Source organism: Ameyamaea chiangmaiensis (assembly GCF_013376175.1).
GTDB lineage: Bacteria > Pseudomonadota > Alphaproteobacteria > Acetobacterales > Acetobacteraceae > Ameyamaea > Ameyamaea chiangmaiensis.
This window is the reverse complement of record NZ_JABXXR010000015.1, coordinates 1-16436: the sequence shown is the minus strand read 5'-3', so window position 1 is coordinate 16436 and position 16436 is coordinate 1. Positions and strand designations below refer to the sequence as shown.

The following is a 16436-nucleotide window of genomic DNA, read 5'->3' as shown; positions in this document are numbered from 1 at the left end:
CTCGGGCCAGGCGGCCGGTGAAATGCGCCGTCCGTTATCCGGGGCCGCCCGCAATCGTAGTGGGCTGCGACGCGCTTGTCATCAGCACCATCCGCGCCCGTGCGTCGGTGCAGCCGCCGCGAAGGCTTACCCGGCAGGCGGTGGTCGTATCGGCGTAGAACCGCTCCGCGACGCAGAGTCCGCCGTCGGTAAAGACTTCCACGACCGAGCCATCGACCAGCACATCCAGTGCGAGGGCGGTCTGCGTGTCCAGCGTGACGCGTGTGTCGCCGCACGTCAGGGTGCAGCCCTCCGCGGACGGCGCGAGGGTCAGGGCGAACAGCAGGCGATCGCTTTCAAGCCGCACTGATCCCGGCTGCGCCAGATCGGCGTGAAGACGCAGGCGGAACGCCCGGGTCGCAGACGCGCCGACCGGCAGGGAAAATACATCGCCTGCGCGCTCGACCGTGTCGCCCTCCAGCGCGTCGATCGCCGGGTGAGGTGCCACGTGCACGGACCCGTCGGCTGTCAGAGTCAGCACGCGCGGAAGCGACATCACCCCGGCCCAGCCGGCGGCGACATACGCCGTCTCCGGGCGTGTTTCGGTCAGCCATTCCCAGGCCACGCGGCGCCCCTGGTCATCGAGCATCGTCTTGACCGCGTAACCGACGCCATGGCTCAGCCGCATGACGCGGGCCACCGTGAACCGTGCGTCGTGACGCTCGCCCAGCAGCGCCACGCAGGCGCGGGCGCGGGAATACAGCAGCACGTCGCGACCCCCGAGTTGAAAAAGGTCGGGGCATTCACAGGTCGCATCGGTCTCGACCGCGTGTGGGGTCTGGTACAGGACGCCCTCGAACGTCCAGTCACGCAGGGTCATGCTGCGATAGAGCAGCACGGCGCCCAGTCCATGCTCGAGCCCCGCTCCCAGCACCATCTCCCAACCCCCGTTCGAGTCGGCGAAGACCTGCGGATCGCGAAAGCCGGTCAGCGTCATGCCGGGCGGATGATCCAGGAGGATTGGTGCCGTTTCCTGTGTCCAGGCCCGCAGATCGGGCGATGCGGTGGCGATGCACTGCACCTCCGGTCGTATACCGGTATACAATGCGGTGGGTGTCGGGCCGTCCATGACGACGCAGCCGGTGAACACGCCGTCGCGATCCGGGCCGTCGGGCCGCTGGACCAGCGCGATCGGTTCCTGCCGCCAGTGCACGAGGTCGTGGCTGCTCAGGTGTCCCCAATGCATGTTGCCCCACGCGGCACCGAAGGGGTTGTACTGGAAAAACAGATGACAACGGCCGTCGACGACGATCGGGCCGCAGGGATCGTTGATCCAGTGCGCACGGGGACGCGCGTGGAAAATCGGCCAGTTCGGGTCGGCCGGTCTTGGTGGTGCTGCCATGGTCTGCTCCCCCTCTCGGGCCATCCCGGAGATTCTGACGACGGACGTCTCGCTGGTCAGGACGGGCAGGCGGCGATGATGCAGGTGACCGCCTGCTGGCGATACAGCGGCAGGCCGATCCAGACATGGCCCTGCGGATCGGGTGATCGCGCCGCTATGTAATGATGTTGCCCCTCGGTGGTTATCTCCACTACGTCGGGGGTCACCACATGGTAGCCCGTGGCGTCATGGACGACCAAGCGGCTGGTCACGCGCCGCTGTTCGGCATCGGGTTCCACATCGACCGAGACGCGGAACAGGGCGGCATTCACCAGTGGCGAAAGATAGAGATAGCCGACCAGTGTTTCGACCTCATCCAGCCCGTCCGGTGGCGCCGTTCCGGCACCGCATGCGATGAACAGGCGGTCGCCGTCGGCCGTCGGCGTGATCTCCACCGACAGCTGGATCCGGTCGTTCAGGCCTTCGAGAAACACGAACGCCGCGTCTTCGCGTGTCACCGCCGGGTTCAGGGCGGCTAGCGAAACCATCCGTCGCGTGACCTCCAGATCGCGCGCGGTGCAGATCAGGGTGGGCAACGCGGTTCGCGCATCGGACCAGAGGGGACTAAGCGGTGCGTAGACCTCGCGCGCGCGCAGCGCGTCCTCAAGGCGACGCAACAGCAGCCGGCGCTTGAGGGCCGCCATGGGCGAGAGGGTCCGCGCCTCGTCGAACAACTGGGTGAAGGCGCGGCCCCATTCGTGCGTCACGAGTGTGGTGGCCGGATCGTCGGGATTGCGATCGAACCATTTGAGCATTGCCAGGTGCGCCGGCAGCCGGTGCGGGAGGGCCAGTACGTCGTCGACCCCGGCGACGCGCGCGCCGCGCCAGAACATGTAGCAGATATGCGTGTACAGGCCGGACCCGAACCGGTTGAAGATCGTGACCGGCAGCGATTCCTCAAGCGCCATATAGAACTGCGGTTGCAAATGGGGCGTCATGCCGAAGATGGCCGGCAGCCGTTCGTACACCAAAGACCAGTCCGCCATGGACGCGAACAGCCCCTCGATCTGCGTCACCGACAGTGTCTCGAGCCCCATTTCCTCGCGGAGATAAGGATGGAGGGACTGCGTGCCCTGCAGGTGGATCCACATCCAGGTGGCGTTGTCCGGCACCGTGCCAACCGGCACGTTCATGTCGTTGTCGTACGACCGTTCGGCGGCGGCCGGGACCTTGTGACCCTGCGCCACCTGTTCAAGTGTCGCGACTAGGTCGAACGGTTTGATGAAGAGACTGTTGGACGCGATCGTGCAGAACCAGCCGAAGGCGGGCGTCGTGGCCCGCGCGCGGGCAAAACATTCCAGATGACCGACCAGAAGTGTGTTGCCCCATTTTTCGCGCGGGGTCGGGCCGTTGAACACGACGACGCGGTCCGACAGCGTCAGGGCCTCGGGGGGAATGGTGCGGGCGGCGGGAAAATTGACGAACAACACACAATTGTCGTCGGTGCGGGCAAGGAAGTTGTCGATCAGCCGGAACAGATAGGCGTCGGTCTCGGCGAACAGGACCGAGAACGCGACCCGCCGTGCGGCACCCGTGGGTGGCACCGGGACCGGCAGTTCCTCCCACGGGATATAGCTCTCGACACCGAGAACCGCGCAGCCGCCGATATCGAGGGCCATGTGCCCGTCCGCCCGGACGCGGACGAAGCGCCCGCGCGCCGGCTGGGCCAGCCGCACCGCGAACACCGCCCCGGGACCACCGATCGGCGTGTGATCGACCTTGGACCAGACGCTCGACCAGTGCTGGCCGTCCTGCGACACCAGGAGCGAGAACAGCCGCAGCCGGTCCGGGTCGGTGTCGCTGTTGGTCAGGTCGATGCCTTCGATCAGGGCGTCATGACCCAGATCGACCTGCCACCAGGGAAACCACTCGGGGCATGACGTGAACGCCGTTCCGTCGACCGCAACACCGTCCACCGCCGTCGGCGCGCCCTCGGCCGCGACAGAACTCATTTTCACCGGTCGGTTCAGCGCAAGATTCCGCACTCTCAGCCCTTCTCGTCAGCGCTCCGTTTATAAGCGCAATCGGCGTCCTGTAAAATAAGGGGATTTTGCCCGCGCGAAAGCCGGCGGCCGTGCCGCCGCCCCCGGCTCAGTCCGCGTCGCGGGCTGGCGGAGGCGTCCGAAGTGATCGTTTGACGGCCTGCCAGCGGTCTTCCATCGCGTCGACCGGCAGCGTCGAAAGCGCCATGCCCTCCTGGGCGAAACTGCGTTCCATCGCCTCGAAACGACGTATGAATTTCGCGTTGCCCTGGCGCAGGCAGGCTTCGGGATCGAGATCGAGCTTGCGCGCCAGACTGGCCGCGCAGAACAGCACATCGCCCAGTTCATCGGCCAGACGCTCGGGATCGGCGCCATCGAACTCGGCTTCCAGTTCCACGATCTCGGCCTTCAGATGCGCCAGCACGGCAGTCGCATCGGGCCAGTCGAAGCCCACACGCGCGGCGCGTGCGCTGATCTTGCGGGCACGCAGCAGCGCCGGCAGGTCGACGGGAATGCCCGCCAAGGTTCCGCTCTCGCGCCGGGCTGCGCGCTCGCGTGCCTTTTCCGCCTCCCACAGGTCGGGCGTCAGGGTGGCCTGGCCGAACACATGCGGGTGTCGGCGCACCATCTTGTCGGCGATCCCCCGCGCGACGGCCGCGAAATCGAACCGCCCCGCCTCTTCAGCCATCCGGGCATGGTAGACGATTTGCAGCAGCAGATCGCCCAGTTCATCGGGCAGCGCGGTCCAGTCCCGCCGGGCGATCGCATCAGCGACCTCGTAGGCCTCCTCGATGGCGTAAGGGGCGATCGTGTCGAAATCCTGGACCCGGTCCCAGGGACAGCCGGTTTTGGGGTCGCGCAGACGCACCATGATGTCTAGCAGCCGCGCGATTTCGCCGGGGGCGTCGGTGGGGCTGGCAGCGGCCGGCTGGCTCGCTCCGGTGTCATGCGTGTTCATGCGCGGTGCTCCTCCCTGTGCGGGCCGGTCGGGGCCAACGTTCGCCGCGTCACGACGAAGGCCGCCAGCGTCACGGCCGTCGTGCCCAGACTGGCGATGACCGTCGGGCGTTGCGAGGGCGTCAGTGCCATGGCGATGACGACCAGCGCAATCGCGCCCATCGCCAGGTTGTTCCACAGCGGGCAGAACCGCAGCCGAAACGCCTGCGGCAGCGTGCCGCGTGCGGCCATCGTGGCGCGTAGTCGCTTGTGGGCGCGCACGATCAGAAAATAGACGAACAGAATGACCGCGCCGCTGGCCCCGACCAGAAAGGCGAATATGCCGTTGGGCGACAGGATCGAGCAGAACGCGACCATCAGACCCAGCACGCTGCTGAGCACCACCGCGCGCACCGGAACGCCGTTGTCCGACAGATGCGCGCACCGGCGTGGCGCGTCCCCCTGTGACGCCAGACCGGCCAGCGTGCGCGACGTGATGTAGATCGAGGAGTTCAGGCACGACGTCACCGCGCTCAGCACGACGATCCGCAGGATCAGCGCGGCGCCGGGCACGCCCATCGCCTCCATCGCCACCACGAACGGCGACTGCCCCGGCGCAATCGACGTCCACGGCACGACGCACAGCACGAGGGCAATCGACACGATATAGAACACCGCGATCCGCATGCCGACCGAGCGCGTCACGCGCGCGACGCTGGCTTCGGCGTCCTGGCTTTCAGCCGCGGCGACGGTGGCGACCTCGGACCCCATCATCGAGAACATCAGCGTCGGGATAGCGGAGACGACCGCGATCCAGCCATGCGGGGCAAAGCCCCCGTGCGCGGTCAGATTGCCCCATACATGCACGTCGTGCCCGAGGATATGCAGGGCATAGAGCATGGCGATGCCGCTGAAACCGATCAGACACACGATCTTGCTCAGCGACAGCCAGAATTCGCATTCGCCGAACAGATGGACCGCCGCGACGTTGATCAGCAGGACCAGCATGACCAGCCCGACGGACAGGGCCCAGACCGGGACCGCGACCCAGTCGCGCAGGATCAGGGCACCCCCGATCGCCTCGCTGCCGATCGTGATGGTCCAGAAGAAATAATACAGCCACCCGGCCAGAAACCCGGCCCAGGCGCCATTCCCGGCCCGGATGTAATCGACGAACGAGCCCAGACGCGGCTGCGCGATCAGCATTTCGCCCAGCATGCGCATGATCAGCACCACCAGACCACCCGTCGCGAGATAGCCGATCAGGATGGCAGGGCCAGCCGCGGCGATCGCGGCGCTGCTGCTGATGAACAGTCCGGCGCCGATGACCCCGCCGATCGCGATCATCGAGATGTGACGCGCCTTGAGCGTGCCTGTGGGGATAACCGGTGCCTCGCCGGGAAGATCTTCAGGAATGGCCGATGACACTGATATCTCCCCGTTGGTGGACCCCCGCCTTGCATCGGGCTTTTCGGTGGCAAGCGCAATATTCAATTCGGACGCGCGACGATCGCGTCGTCTGTCGCCCCGCCACCGACGCGGACCGCAGCCCAACACGCGAACGTGTGGGGATGCCGGGTCACATACGCGTGGGAGACCCTGCCGCGGAGCGGGTATGCGGTCTACGTCTTGGCGGCTGCCATACCGGCATCCGCAAGAACAGAATCTTTCCGTCTTCGAACGAGAGAGCCACGCCATGAACATTCTCAGCCCCGACGCCGCCCGGATCTCCAAACCGCCGTTCAACGCACGCTACGGCAACTATATCGGGGGCGAATGGGTCCCCCCGGTCGATGGCGAGTATTTGAAGAATACCTCGCCGGTGAACGGCCAGATCCTGTGCGAGGTGCCATCGTCCAAGGCGGCCGATGTCGAACGCGCGCTGGACGCGGCCCACAAGGTACGCCGGACATGGGGTGCGACGTCGCACGCGCAGCGCTCGAACCTTCTGCTTCAGGCCGCCGACCGGATGGAACAGAATCTGGAGCGTCTGGCGACTGCCGAGACCTGGGACAACGGTAAGCCCCTGCGTGAGACGATGAACGCGGACATCCCGTTGGCCATCGATCATTTCCGCTATTTCGCCGGCTGTCTGCGCGCGCAGGAAGGCGGTATCAGCCAGATCGACGAAACCACGGTCGCCTATCACTTTCACGAACCGCTGGGCGTCGTCGCGCAGATCATTCCGTGGAATTTTCCGATCCTGATGGCCGCGTGGAAACTGGCCCCCGCGCTGGCCGCGGGCAACTGCGTCGTGATGAAACCCGCCGAAACCACTCCGGCCAGCATTCTTGTGCTGATGGAAATCATCGGTGACCTGTTCCCCGGTGGCGTTATCAACATCGTCAACGGACTGGGGCGTGAGGCCGGTGCGGCGCTGTCGCGCAGCAAGCGCATCGCCAAGATCGCCTTCACCGGCTCCACGGCGACCGGACGCGGCATTGCTCATGCGGCCGCCGAACTGCTGATCCCCGCCACCCTCGAACTTGGCGGCAAGTCGCCCAACGTGTTCTTCGCCGACGTGATGGCCGAGGACGACGCCTATTTCGACAAGGCGCTGGAGGGGTTTACGATGTTCGCCCTCAACCAGGGGCAGGTCTGTTCGTGTCCCAGCCGTGCCCTTGTGCAGGAATCGGTGTTCGAACGCTTCATGGAGCGGGCGATGGAGCGGGTGAAGAAGATCCAGCAGGGCAACCCTCTCGACCTGTCGACCATGATGGGTGCCCAGAACTCCAAGATGCAGCAGGACAAGATTCTGGGCTACATCGATGTGGGCAAGCAGGAAGGCGCCAAGTTGTGGACCGGCGGCGGCCGGCCGGATTTGGGTGGCGCGTTCGCTGACGGCTTTTACGTCGAGCCGACCGTCTTCACCGGCGACAACACGATGCGCATCTTCCAGGAGGAAATCTTCGGCCCCGTGCTGGCCGTGACCACCTTCAAGGACGAGGCCGAAGCGCTGGCGATCGCCAACGACACGCCCTATGGGCTCGGCGCGGGCGTATGGTCACGCGATGCCAATCGTTGCTACCGCATGGGGCGCGGGATCGAGGCCGGGCGCGTATGGATCAACTGCTACCACGCCTATCCGGCGCACGCGGCCTTTGGCGGCTACAAGGAGTCCGGTGTCGGTCGGGAGACGCACCGTATGGTCCTCGACCATTACCAGCAGACGAAGAACATGCTGGTCAGCTACAGCGAAGACAAGCTGGGCTTTTTCTGAGGCGATTGACGGGCGGGGTTCCTGCTCCGCCCGGATGCCACGGGCGCGCTCAGCCGAGGTCGAGCAGGGGCGGCAGATAGCGTTCCAGCCTCACGCGCAGCGGCATCAGATAGACGCTGCCGCCTTCGGCCGCGACCGTCCGCATCGTCTCGCGCGCGAAAGCGATGTTGGCGTCGAGCGTCGGCGCGAAATCGCGCGGGAACACGACATGGTTCGTCGTTTCCCAGTAGGAGCGCGACTTCGGGCCGATCACCGGCGACAGCCCCCAGAACACGCTCTCGCCCCGCAGCCATTCCAGACACAGATCCAGCATTTTTCGGTCGAACAGCGGTTGGGTGAAAAACCCGTCCGCGCCGGCGTCCCGCTTGCGCCGCATCGCCTCCAGCTCCCGGTAGGGCGCGCGACGGTATGGGTCGAAGGCGGCGTAGATCCGCAGATGCGGCGCGGCACGGCGATACCGCGCGATCACGTCCTCGGCTGTGTTGGGATAGACGGTGTGTCGCAGATCGGCCGGCGGATCGCCGCGCACGACCAGGATTTCGCGCAGGTCGGGGTCATCGAGACCGGGTAGCGGGCCGTCCGGTGCGATGTCGATCGCGCGCACATGCGGCACGGCCGCCCCGGTCAGACCGGCCTCGCGCACCATGCGCGCGGCGTCCCAGCTGCGCAGAGGCAGGCGCAGAAGATCGGGGATATTGATCGTGTCGGCGACCGGAAAGCAGTCGCGCACCATCCGCGCGTCGGCCAGAAGGTTGTCCGCGTCGCGCGGCACGAGTTCGACGGCAATGCGTCCCATCTGAGTGTCTCCCGTCACCGACTCTTGGGCGCAAAGTCCTAGTGGGACGCGCCGGGCGGGGCAAGCGGCAGATGCCGCGGTCGGGAAACGCTCCCAGCCGAACCCGGCCGGCGCACGGCGGCTCAGGCCGTGAACTGCTCGGAGATGATCCGCTCCGACAGATTGCGGTCGGGGTCGAACAGGATACGCGTGGTGATCGACCGGTCCTCGTGGATACGCACGTCGATCACGTCGCGCACCTCGGTAAAGTCGGCGACGGCCGCCACCGGGCGCTTTTCGTGCTCGAGAATGCCGAAGCGCACATGCGCGTGGGACGGCAAGAGCGCGCCGCGCCAGCGCCGGGGTCGGAAGGCACTGATCGGCGTCAGCGGCAGAAGATTGGCCGACAGCGGAACGATCGGCCCGTGCGCGGACAGATTATAGGCCGTCGATCCGGCTGGCGTCGCCAACAGGATGCCGTCGCAGATCAGTTCTTCCATACGCACCCGCGCGTCGACCTCGACCTGGATCTTGGCGGCCTGCCGGGTCTGGCGGAACAAAAAGACATCATTGAGCGCCAGGGCCTCGATCGTCTGGCCGTCGCAGGTTGTGGCGATCATGCGCAGGGGATGAAGCTCCGCGCCCTGCGCCGCGCGAAGACGCTCCATGAGGCCCTCTTCATGGAACGGATTCATCAGAAAGCCGACCGAGCCGCAATTCATGCCGTAGACGGGCACCTCGCGCCCCAGCAGGCGATGCAGAGTCTCCAGCATGAAGCCGTCACCTCCAAGGCAGACGACGACCCCGGCCTGGTCGAACGGCACCGCGCCATACCGCTTTTCCAGCCGCCGCAAACTTGTGCGCGCGGTGTCGGTCGGCGCGGCCACGAACGCCACGCGCAACGCCTCGGACGGGGGGTGTGTGCCGGCAGGGTCGCTCGTCATGGCCGGGGCGATGTGTACATCATGGCTTGTGTGGTGCCGTGCGGAGACGACCCGTGTCAATCGCGGCGCCCACCCGGAACGGGGGCGCCCGCGTCGCGTCGACCGCGCACGACTTCAACCGCGCGCGAAATGATGGTTTAGTCGCCGGCCCATTATCCGATCCAGACGCCGGAGAGCCGCCTTGCCTTCGTTCGATCCCGTCCGCGCGACCGCGTTTCTCGACAGTCTGCCCGACCGTTATCGTGGGCCTGGGGGCGTTGCCGGTATCGTGCATGAAGGGCGCGTGGTGGCGCGCCATGCCTGGGGGTTCGCCGATCTGGGCCGCCATCAGCCCATGACGGCCGGGACGCCGCTGCCCATCTGCTCCATCAGCAAACAGTTTACCTGCGCCACGCTGTTGTCGGCGCTGGGCGATACGACCCGCTTCGATGGGCGCGTCGGTTCGTTCTTCCCCTCTCTGGAGGGGCCGCTGCCGACCATTGCGCAGATGTGCCACAACCAGTCCGGCCTGCGGGATTACTGGGCGTTGACCGTGCTGCACGGCGCGACGCCCGACGCGCCGTTTCGCCGATCGGACGCCGCGGCCGCGTTTGCGCGCATGCGGCGCACCCATTTCGCGCCCGGGACCAGCTATTCCTATTCCAACGGCAATTTCCGTGTGCTGTCGGACCTGCTGGAGACAGAGACCGGCCGGTCCCTCGACGAACTGTACCGCGCCCATGTGTTCGGGCGCGCCGGGATGGGCTCGATGGTATTCACGCCCGACACGGCCTATCCCGCCGGGGGTGTCACCGGCTACGAAGGGTCGATCGATGTCGGTTTCTTCCCGGCAGAGAACCGGATTTTCTGGACGGGTGATGCCGGTCTGTCGGGAAGCCTCGACGATATGCTGGCGTGGGAGGCCTTTATCGACGCCACCCGCGACGATCCTGACAGCCTGTATCGCCGCATCGCGGCCCCGCCGACCTTCAGCGACGGTACACCGGCACGGTATGGCTACGGGCTGGCGCACGGCACGATCGCAGGCATCCCGGTGACCGGGCATGGAGGTGCCCTGCGCGGCTTTCGCGCCCAGCGTTTCCATGCGGCCGATGCCCGCCTGTCGGTCGTCGTTCTGCTCAACCACGAGGCATCGGCTTACGGTGCGGCGTCGGGCCTGCTGGCGGCGGCGCTTGGTGCATCAACCCCGCGGCCGACCCACGTGGCCGATCCGGCCTGGAATGGCGTCTATCTGGACGGCCACGCGGGGCTTGCGCTGCGGGTGAGTCTGGAGTGCGATGGCCAGCTGATCGCGCGGTATGGCACGGGGCCGGAGCGGCTGGCACCCGGGCCCGCCGACAGCGCCGCATCCGACACCATGACCCTGCACCGGCATGACGGGTGTATCGCATTGGAGCGTCCGGGCGAGAACTATCGTGCGGAGGCGTCGCGCGTGGCCGGCGCAGCACGGCCCGACATCGCGGGCGTGTATGCCTGTGCCGAGCTGGACAGCGGCCTGACCATTGTGGCGACGGGCGGGGGTTTCTACGCTGCTGCCAGCGGGTTTCTCGGCACCGGGCCGATGCAGCCGCTTTATCCGCTGGGCGACGATGTCTGGACGATGCCCTGTCAGCGCAGCATGGACGCTCCGGCACCTGGCGACTGGACGATCCGCATACGACGTTCGGACGACGGGAGAGTATCGGGCCTGCAGATCGGGTGCTGGCTGGCGCGCGGCCTCTCATACGACCGTCACGGCGACTGACGCGCAGTCCACAGGGCGGTGCCGTCAGGCGGGCAGAGTCTGGGGCACATAACCGGGCAGTCTCTGGCGGATACGCGCGGGAGCGCGCCTCAGCAGAAGATCGCGATGACGGGCGTCGATCGCATCCCATGCCTGGGTCGGTGTGGTAGCCCGTGAAGGAAGGTAGTCGGGGCGCCCGAGAAGCAGGGCGATGGTGACCCGTTCGGGCACCGTCGTCATCTGCCACAGGATATCGGGCGATATCTGTCCGGTGGATACCAGACGCGCCGCTTCGATCACCCGCATTGCCGCACTCCCTTTGTGACGGGAGCACTCTCATCCAGGATTGGTTAACAACCAGTTATCGTAGCGTCGCCAAGGTGTCGTTTTAAGCTGTGCGGATCAATCAGGCCGTGCGGTCGGTCAGCGCGGTCGCCAGAACCAGAACGGCAACAGCCGGCAGAAACGCGAGAACGGGGGCAAGCGAAGCGGCCTGAACGGAGAAGGCAACGAAATCGCTCAGAGACTGAATAGACATTATTAGTTTCCTGTTGGTGATAAGGTGGCGCGTCTAAAACCACACCACGAACGCGCCAGCAACAGAAAATAATCAGGTCGCAGATCAGCGAAAAATGCATGCTCTGTCGACAATTACTATAAAGATCGATCAGTAATCAGAATCTCTATAGAAATAAAAGGGCGCCTATGAGGCGGCGACATTTCATGCTCGTGTTTCGGGCAGAAACCTGGGACATGGCCGTTTTTCTGCCGGGATATGCACAAAAAATACGCATGAGAATATTTTTTAATCATTCCCATAATCCCGCCCAAGTGATCGTCGATCAGGCAGGTCGCGGGTGGCAGCACGCCACCCGCGTTCGGCGAACACCGTTCAGGTGTTCATCGCGTCGAAGAAATCCTGGTTCGTCTTGCTGTATTTCAGCTTGTCGAGCAGGAAGTCCATCGCATCCATCGTGCCCATCGGGGCCAGGATACGGCGCAGGACCCACATCTTGGTCAGCGACGCGCGATCGACCAGCAGTTCTTCCTTGCGGGTGCCGCTCTTGGTGATGTCGATCGCCGGGAACGTGCGCTTGTCGGCCAGCTTGCGGTCGAGGATCAGTTCCGAGTTGCCGGTGCCCTTGAACTCTTCGAAGATCACCTCGTCCATGCGCGATCCGGTATCGATCAGCGCGGTGGCGATGATGGTCAGCGAGCCGCCTTCCTCGATGTTACGCGCCGCGCCGAAGAAGCGCTTGGGGCGCTGCAGGGCGTTAGCGTCCACACCGCCGGTCAGCACCTTGCCCGACGACGGCACGACCGTGTTGTACGCGCGCGCCAGACGTGTGATCGAGTCCAGAAGGATGACCACATCGCGCTTGTGCTCGACCAGACGCTTGGCCTTTTCCAGCACCATCTCGGTGACCTGAACGTGACGCGTGGCCGGTTCGTCGAAGGTCGACGACACGACCTCGCCCCGTACCGAGCGCGCCATGTCGGTCACTTCCTCGGGGCGTTCGTCGATCAGCAGCACGATCAGGAACACTTCGGGGTGATTGGCCGAGATGGACGACGCGATGCTCTGCAGCATCACCGTCTTGCCGGTGCGGGGGGGGGCTACGATCAGCGCGCGCTGGCCCATACCGATCGGCGAGACAAGATCGATCACCCGCGGGGTGAAGTCCTTCTGCTCCTTCTTGCCGCCCTTGGCGGGCGCGGCCCCCCCGACGGCATCGGACTCGATTTCCATCTTGAGGCGCCGCTCGGGATAGAGCGGGGTCAGGTTGTCGAAGTTGATGCGGTGACGGACGGATTCCGGCGGCTCGAAATTGATCGTGTTGACCTTGAGCAGCGCGAAATAACGCTCGCCGTCGCGCGGGGCGCGGATCTGGCCTTCGACCGTATCGCCGGTGCGCAGGCCAAAGCGGCGCACCTGTACCGGCGAGACGTAGATATCGTCGGGCCCGGGCAGGTAATTCGCCTCAGGCGAGCGCAGGAAGCCGAAACCGTCGGACAGGATTTCGAGCGTGCCTTCGCCGTGAATCGCCTGATCGTTGTCCGCCAGGGTCTTCAGGATCGCGAACATCATGTCCTGCTTGCGCAGTGACGATGCGTTCTCGATCTGCAGGCTCTCGGCATACGCGAGCAGGTCGGAAGGAGTTTTGGCCTTGAGTTCGGCAAGATGCATGGAGAGCGCCTTGGATGGCATAGATCGGGAGAAGAAACCGGGACCTGCGGTGTCGTGCGTTATGTACGACACAGGGTGGCGCATGGGCCGTAACAGCCCAGGGGACGCCGCGAAGGCAGGCGCGGTTCCATACGGAGGGAGAGACGGGCGACGGAGCGCCGCCAGTTCAGGGAAAACGTTAGCCTCCCGCGCGCGCACCGTCAAGCATGACAGCGCGCGGGGACGGGCCCTGAAGCACGTACACGGAACTCTGGCTCGGTCGGGCTGCCCTAGGTGGCGCCGAACCACCCCCGGCGCCAGAACCAGATCATCGGCAGGACGGCTGACACCGTGATCAGGCCCAGCGCATAGGCATAGCCATAGTGCCAGTTGAGTTCGGGCATGACCTTGAAGTTCATGCCGTAAATCCCGGCGATCAGCGTCGGGGCGACGCCCACGAAACTGACGACGGTCAGCAGCTTCATCCCGTCATTCTGGTCGATGCTGATGAAACCCAGCGTCGCATCCAGCAGAAACTGCACCTTGTTCATGGTCTGCGCGACGAAGTCGTTCAGGGAGGCGATATCGCGCCCGATGGTCTTCAGCCGCGCCATAAGCTTGGGCGACAGGTCGTGTTTCTTGTTCTCGCTGATATAGATGGAGATGCGCTCCAGCCCCAGCAGACTGTCGCGCAGTGCCGACGCCAGATCGCCCGACCGACCGACACGCCGCAGCAGGCGCCGCAGCCGATTGGCCGCGTTGGCGCGCTGGGGCGCGGGCACCCCGAACACGTCCCGCGACAGGGAGTCGAGCGTCGTGCCCATATGTTCGAGAATATCGGCCAGCCGGTCGACCACCGCCTCCAGCAGCAGGACCGCGACCTCGTCCCCCGAGATTCGCTCCTTCCCCTCGGCCAGACGCGCCGCCGCCGTGGCGAAGGACGAATAATCCGCGAACCGCACCGTCACAAGGATATGGGGCGCCAGCACGAAGCCCACCGGCGTGACGGTGAAGTCGTCCTCCCGGCGACGCACCAGTGGCGTGGAGAGGTAGACGCTGTCGTCCTTCATGAACAGGCGCGACGAACTCTCGATCTCGTCCAGGTCGTCGCGGCGCGGAATGGTCAGGCCGGTGATCTGCGCCGCCAGCGCGATCTCGTCCTCGGTCGGATTGTAAAGGTCCAGCCAGGTCGCGTCGGCCGCGTCGGTCGCGGTCCTGACGTCCCGCGCCGCGGCTCCTGATCGGTGGGCGACTAACATACGCGCGGAGTTCTCCCGGTCCGTGACGGATCGCGTCGCGACTGTCCCGCACGCCGCCGGTTCGGGCAAGGGGGCCCGGGCACCAAACGCGGGGGCATGGACGCCTACGCCGACGGTCTGATATGCGAAGTGCCTTGCGCTCGACGCTCCTGCCCCGAGGTGAACACCGCCATGACGACCCAGTCTCCCGTTGGCCGCCCTAACAGTCTGCGCCAAGGCCCGGATGAACGCGGCCGTTTCGGCATCCATGGCGGCCGTTTCGTCGCCGAAACCCTGATGCCGCTGGTCCTCGAACTCGAACAGGCCTACGACGCCGCGCGCGCCGATGCGTCGTTTCGCGCCGAACTCGATTACTACCTGCGTGACTATGTCGGGCGCCCCAGCCCCCTGTGGCACGCCCGGCGCCTGAGCGCGGAACTCGGTGGCGCGAAGATTTATCTCAAGCGCGAGGAACTCAACCACACGGGTTCGCACAAGCTCAACAACGTCATGGGGCAGATCCTGCTGGCCCGACGGATGGGCCGCACGCGCATTGTCGCGGAGACCGGCGCGGGCCAGCACGGCGTCGCGACCGCCACGGTCTGCGCGCTGTTCGGTCTGCAATGCGTCATCTACATGGGCGCGACCGACGTCGAGCGCCAGAAGCCCAACGTGTTCCGCATGCGCCTGCTGGGAGCGGAGGTCGTGCCGGTCACGGCGGGCGCCGGCACGCTCAAGGACGCCATGAACGAGGCCATGCGCGACTGGGTCGCCAACGTGCACGACACCTATTTCCTGGTCGGCACGGTCGCTGGTCCGCACCCTTATCCCCGCATGGTGCGCGATTTCCAGTCCGTGATCGGCACCGAGACGCGCGCCCAGATCCTCGAGGTCGAAGGGCGCCTGCCCGATGCCGTGGTCGCGGCGATCGGCGGCGGCTCGAACGCCATGGGCATCTTCCACCCCTTTCTCGACGATGCCGACGTGCGGCTGATCGGGGTCGAGGCCGCGGGGCACGGGCTTGATTCCGGCAAGACGGCGGCCTCGATCGAGCGCGGCCGTCCGGGCGTCCTGCACGGCAACCGCACCTATCTTCTGCAGGACAGCGAAGGGCAGGTCACCGAGGCGCACTCGATCAGCGCGGGTCTGGATTATCCCGGCGTCGGGCCGGAACATTCCTGGCTGAGCGATATCGGGCGTGCCGAATATGTCGGCGCCACCGATGACGAGGCACTGGACGCGTTTCAGGCCTGCACCCGCACCGAAGGCATCATTCCGGCGCTGGAAAGCGCGCATGCCATCGCGCACATCATGAAGATCGCCCCCGCCATGCAGCCGGACCAGATCCTCGTCGCCTGTCTCTCGGGACGCGGCGACAAGGACATCTTCGCCGTCGCCAGCCATCTCGGAGTGAGCCTGTGAGCCGCATCGCCCGACGCTTCGCCACCCTGAAGGCCGAAGGGCGCGGCGCGCTCATCCCATATCTGCAGGCCTGCGATCCGGACTATGACACCTCGCTGTCGCTGTTGCGCGGCATGCCCGGCGCCGGCGCGGACCTGATCGAGATCGGCGTGCCGTTCTCCGACCCCAGTGCCGACGGCCCGACCATCCAGGCCGCCGCCGTGCGCGGCCTGAAGGGCGGGTCCACCATGGCCCGGGTGCTGGATATGGTCGCCACCTTCCGCAGGGACGACGACGATACGCCGATCATCCTGATGGGCTATTGCAACCCGATCGACAGCTACGGGCCCGCACGGTTCTGTGTCGACGCCGCGCGCGCGGGGGTCGACGGGCTGATCATCGTCGATTTGCCACCCGAGGAATCCGACCTGATCGACGCCCCGGCGCGCGATGCTGGACTGGACATCATCCGTCTCGTGGCGCCGACCACCACGGATGACCGCCTGCCGCGCGTGCTCGATGGTGCCTCGGGCTTCATCTATTACGTCAGCATCACCGGCGTGACCGGCACCCGCACGGCCAGCGAGGCCGAACTGGCCGCCGCCCTGCCCCGCCTGCGCGCGGTCAGCG

Annotated in this window: 14 protein-coding genes; 4 read left to right on the top strand and 10 right to left on the bottom strand. The window is 65.9% G+C overall.

Annotation, left to right across the window (positions count from 1 at the left end):
• Positions 1-34: 34 nt before the first annotated feature.
• The 4 genes from HUK82_RS03920 to HUK82_RS03905 all read right to left on the bottom strand — a co-directional run bounded on the left by HUK82_RS03920 (position 35) and on the right by HUK82_RS03905 (position 5766).
• Positions 35-1381 (bottom strand): glycoside hydrolase family 32 protein, encoded by a 1347-nt coding sequence (locus HUK82_RS03920; RefSeq protein ID WP_212647947.1) that lies wholly within the window; start codon positions 1379-1381, stop codon positions 35-37.
• A 56-nt stretch (positions 1382-1437) separates the two neighbouring features.
• A complete protein-coding gene (locus HUK82_RS03915; RefSeq protein ID WP_176612697.1) occupies positions 1438-3372 on the bottom strand; it encodes a discoidin domain-containing protein in 1935 nt (644 codons plus the stop codon).
• Between the two features lie 139 nt (positions 3373-3511).
• On the bottom strand, positions 3512-4360 hold the full coding sequence (gene mazG / locus HUK82_RS03910; RefSeq protein ID WP_176612696.1) for a nucleoside triphosphate pyrophosphohydrolase: 849 nt from the start codon (positions 4358-4360) through the stop codon (positions 3512-3514).
• The gene (locus HUK82_RS03905) at positions 4357-5766 is read right to left on the bottom strand and encodes an amino acid permease (protein ID WP_264802034.1); all 1410 of its coding nucleotides are present in this window, start codon (positions 5764-5766) and stop codon (positions 4357-4359) included. The genes mazG and HUK82_RS03905 overlap by 4 nt, the downstream gene beginning before the upstream one ends.
• A 268-nt stretch (positions 5767-6034) precedes the next feature.
• On the opposite strand from HUK82_RS03905, the gene exaC reads away from it, so the two are divergent.
• Positions 6035-7558: an acetaldehyde dehydrogenase ExaC gene (gene exaC / locus HUK82_RS03900; protein ID WP_176612695.1), complete on the top strand. Its 1524-nt coding sequence runs from the start codon at positions 6035-6037 to the stop codon at positions 7556-7558.
• 49 nt (positions 7559-7607) lie between these two features.
• Here the strand turns inward: exaC and HUK82_RS03895 are convergent, their stop codons facing one another.
• Together HUK82_RS03895 and HUK82_RS03890 are read right to left on the bottom strand one after the other, a co-directional pair.
• Positions 7608-8354, bottom strand: a complete 747-nt coding sequence (locus HUK82_RS03895) for a methylenetetrahydrofolate reductase (protein ID WP_176612694.1) — start codon at positions 8352-8354, stop codon at positions 7608-7610.
• Positions 8355-8476: 122 nt separating this feature from the next.
• Positions 8477-9277 (bottom strand): NAD kinase, encoded by an 801-nt coding sequence (locus tag HUK82_RS03890; RefSeq protein WP_176612693.1) that lies wholly within the window; start codon positions 9275-9277, stop codon positions 8477-8479.
• A gap of 181 nt (positions 9278-9458) precedes the next feature.
• Here HUK82_RS03890 and HUK82_RS03885 point away from each other — a divergent pair, with 181 nt between their 5' ends.
• Positions 9459-11021 (top strand): D-aminopeptidase, encoded by a 1563-nt coding sequence (locus tag HUK82_RS03885; RefSeq protein ID WP_176612692.1) that lies wholly within the window; start codon positions 9459-9461, stop codon positions 11019-11021.
• A 24-nt stretch (positions 11022-11045) separates the two neighbouring features.
• Here HUK82_RS03885 and HUK82_RS03880 read toward each other — a convergent pair whose 3' ends face one another.
• The 4 genes from HUK82_RS03880 to HUK82_RS03870 all read right to left on the bottom strand — a co-directional run bounded on the left by HUK82_RS03880 (position 11046) and on the right by HUK82_RS03870 (position 14426).
• Positions 11046-11306, bottom strand: coding sequence for a hypothetical protein (locus HUK82_RS03880; RefSeq protein WP_176612691.1), 261 nt, complete (start codon positions 11304-11306; stop codon positions 11046-11048).
• 100 nt (positions 11307-11406) lie between these two features.
• Positions 11407-11538 carry a hypothetical protein gene (locus HUK82_RS17335; protein ID WP_256126884.1) on the bottom strand — a complete coding sequence of 44 codons (132 nt, stop codon included), beginning with the start codon at positions 11536-11538 and terminating at the stop codon, positions 11407-11409.
• Positions 11539-11892: 354 nt separating this feature from the next.
• A complete protein-coding gene (gene rho / locus HUK82_RS03875) occupies positions 11893-13188 on the bottom strand; it encodes a transcription termination factor Rho (RefSeq protein ID WP_176612690.1) in 1296 nt (431 codons plus the stop codon).
• 269 nt (positions 13189-13457) lie between these two features.
• The gene (locus HUK82_RS03870) at positions 13458-14426 is read right to left on the bottom strand and encodes a magnesium transporter CorA family protein (protein WP_176612689.1); all 969 of its coding nucleotides are present in this window, start codon (positions 14424-14426) and stop codon (positions 13458-13460) included.
• A gap of 171 nt (positions 14427-14597) precedes the next feature.
• On the opposite strand from HUK82_RS03870, the gene trpB reads away from it, so the two are divergent.
• Together trpB and trpA are read left to right on the top strand one after the other, a co-directional pair.
• On the top strand, positions 14598-15827 hold the full coding sequence (gene trpB / locus HUK82_RS03865) for a tryptophan synthase subunit beta (protein WP_176612688.1): 1230 nt from the start codon (positions 14598-14600) through the stop codon (positions 15825-15827).
• A partial coding sequence (trpA, locus tag HUK82_RS03860) for a tryptophan synthase subunit alpha (protein WP_176612687.1) occupies positions 15824-16436 on the top strand: 613 nt, incomplete at its 3' end. The genes trpB and trpA, both read left to right, overlap by 4 nt.

Excerpts from the sequence above, each read along its gene's own strand:
- HUK82_RS03920 (WP_212647947.1), bottom strand. The coding sequence starts at position 1,381 with ATGGCAGCACCACCAAGACCGGCCGACCCGAACTGGCCGATTTTCCAC.
- HUK82_RS03915 (WP_176612697.1), bottom strand. The coding sequence starts at position 3,372 with ATGAGTTCTGTCGCGGCCGAGGGCGCGCCGACGGCGGTGGACGGTGTT.
- mazG (WP_176612696.1), bottom strand. The coding sequence starts at position 4,360 with ATGAACACGCATGACACCGGAGCGAGCCAGCCGGCCGCTGCCAGCCCC.
- exaC (WP_176612695.1), top strand. The coding sequence starts at position 6,035 with ATGAACATTCTCAGCCCCGACGCCGCCCGGATCTCCAAACCGCCGTTC.
- HUK82_RS03895 (WP_176612694.1), bottom strand. The coding sequence starts at position 8,354 with ATGGGACGCATTGCCGTCGAACTCGTGCCGCGCGACGCGGACAACCTT.
- HUK82_RS03890 (WP_176612693.1), bottom strand. The coding sequence starts at position 9,277 with ATGACGAGCGACCCTGCCGGCACACACCCCCCGTCCGAGGCGTTGCGC.
- HUK82_RS03880 (WP_176612691.1), bottom strand. The coding sequence starts at position 11,306 with ATGCGGGTGATCGAAGCGGCGCGTCTGGTATCCACCGGACAGATATCG.
- HUK82_RS17335 (WP_256126884.1), bottom strand. The coding sequence starts at position 11,538 with ATGTCTATTCAGTCTCTGAGCGATTTCGTTGCCTTCTCCGTTCAGGCC.
- rho (WP_176612690.1), bottom strand. The coding sequence starts at position 13,188 with ATGCATCTTGCCGAACTCAAGGCCAAAACTCCTTCCGACCTGCTCGCG.
- HUK82_RS03870 (WP_176612689.1), bottom strand. The coding sequence starts at position 14,426 with ATGTTAGTCGCCCACCGATCAGGAGCCGCGGCGCGGGACGTCAGGACC.
- trpB (WP_176612688.1), top strand. The coding sequence starts at position 14,598 with ATGACGACCCAGTCTCCCGTTGGCCGCCCTAACAGTCTGCGCCAAGGC.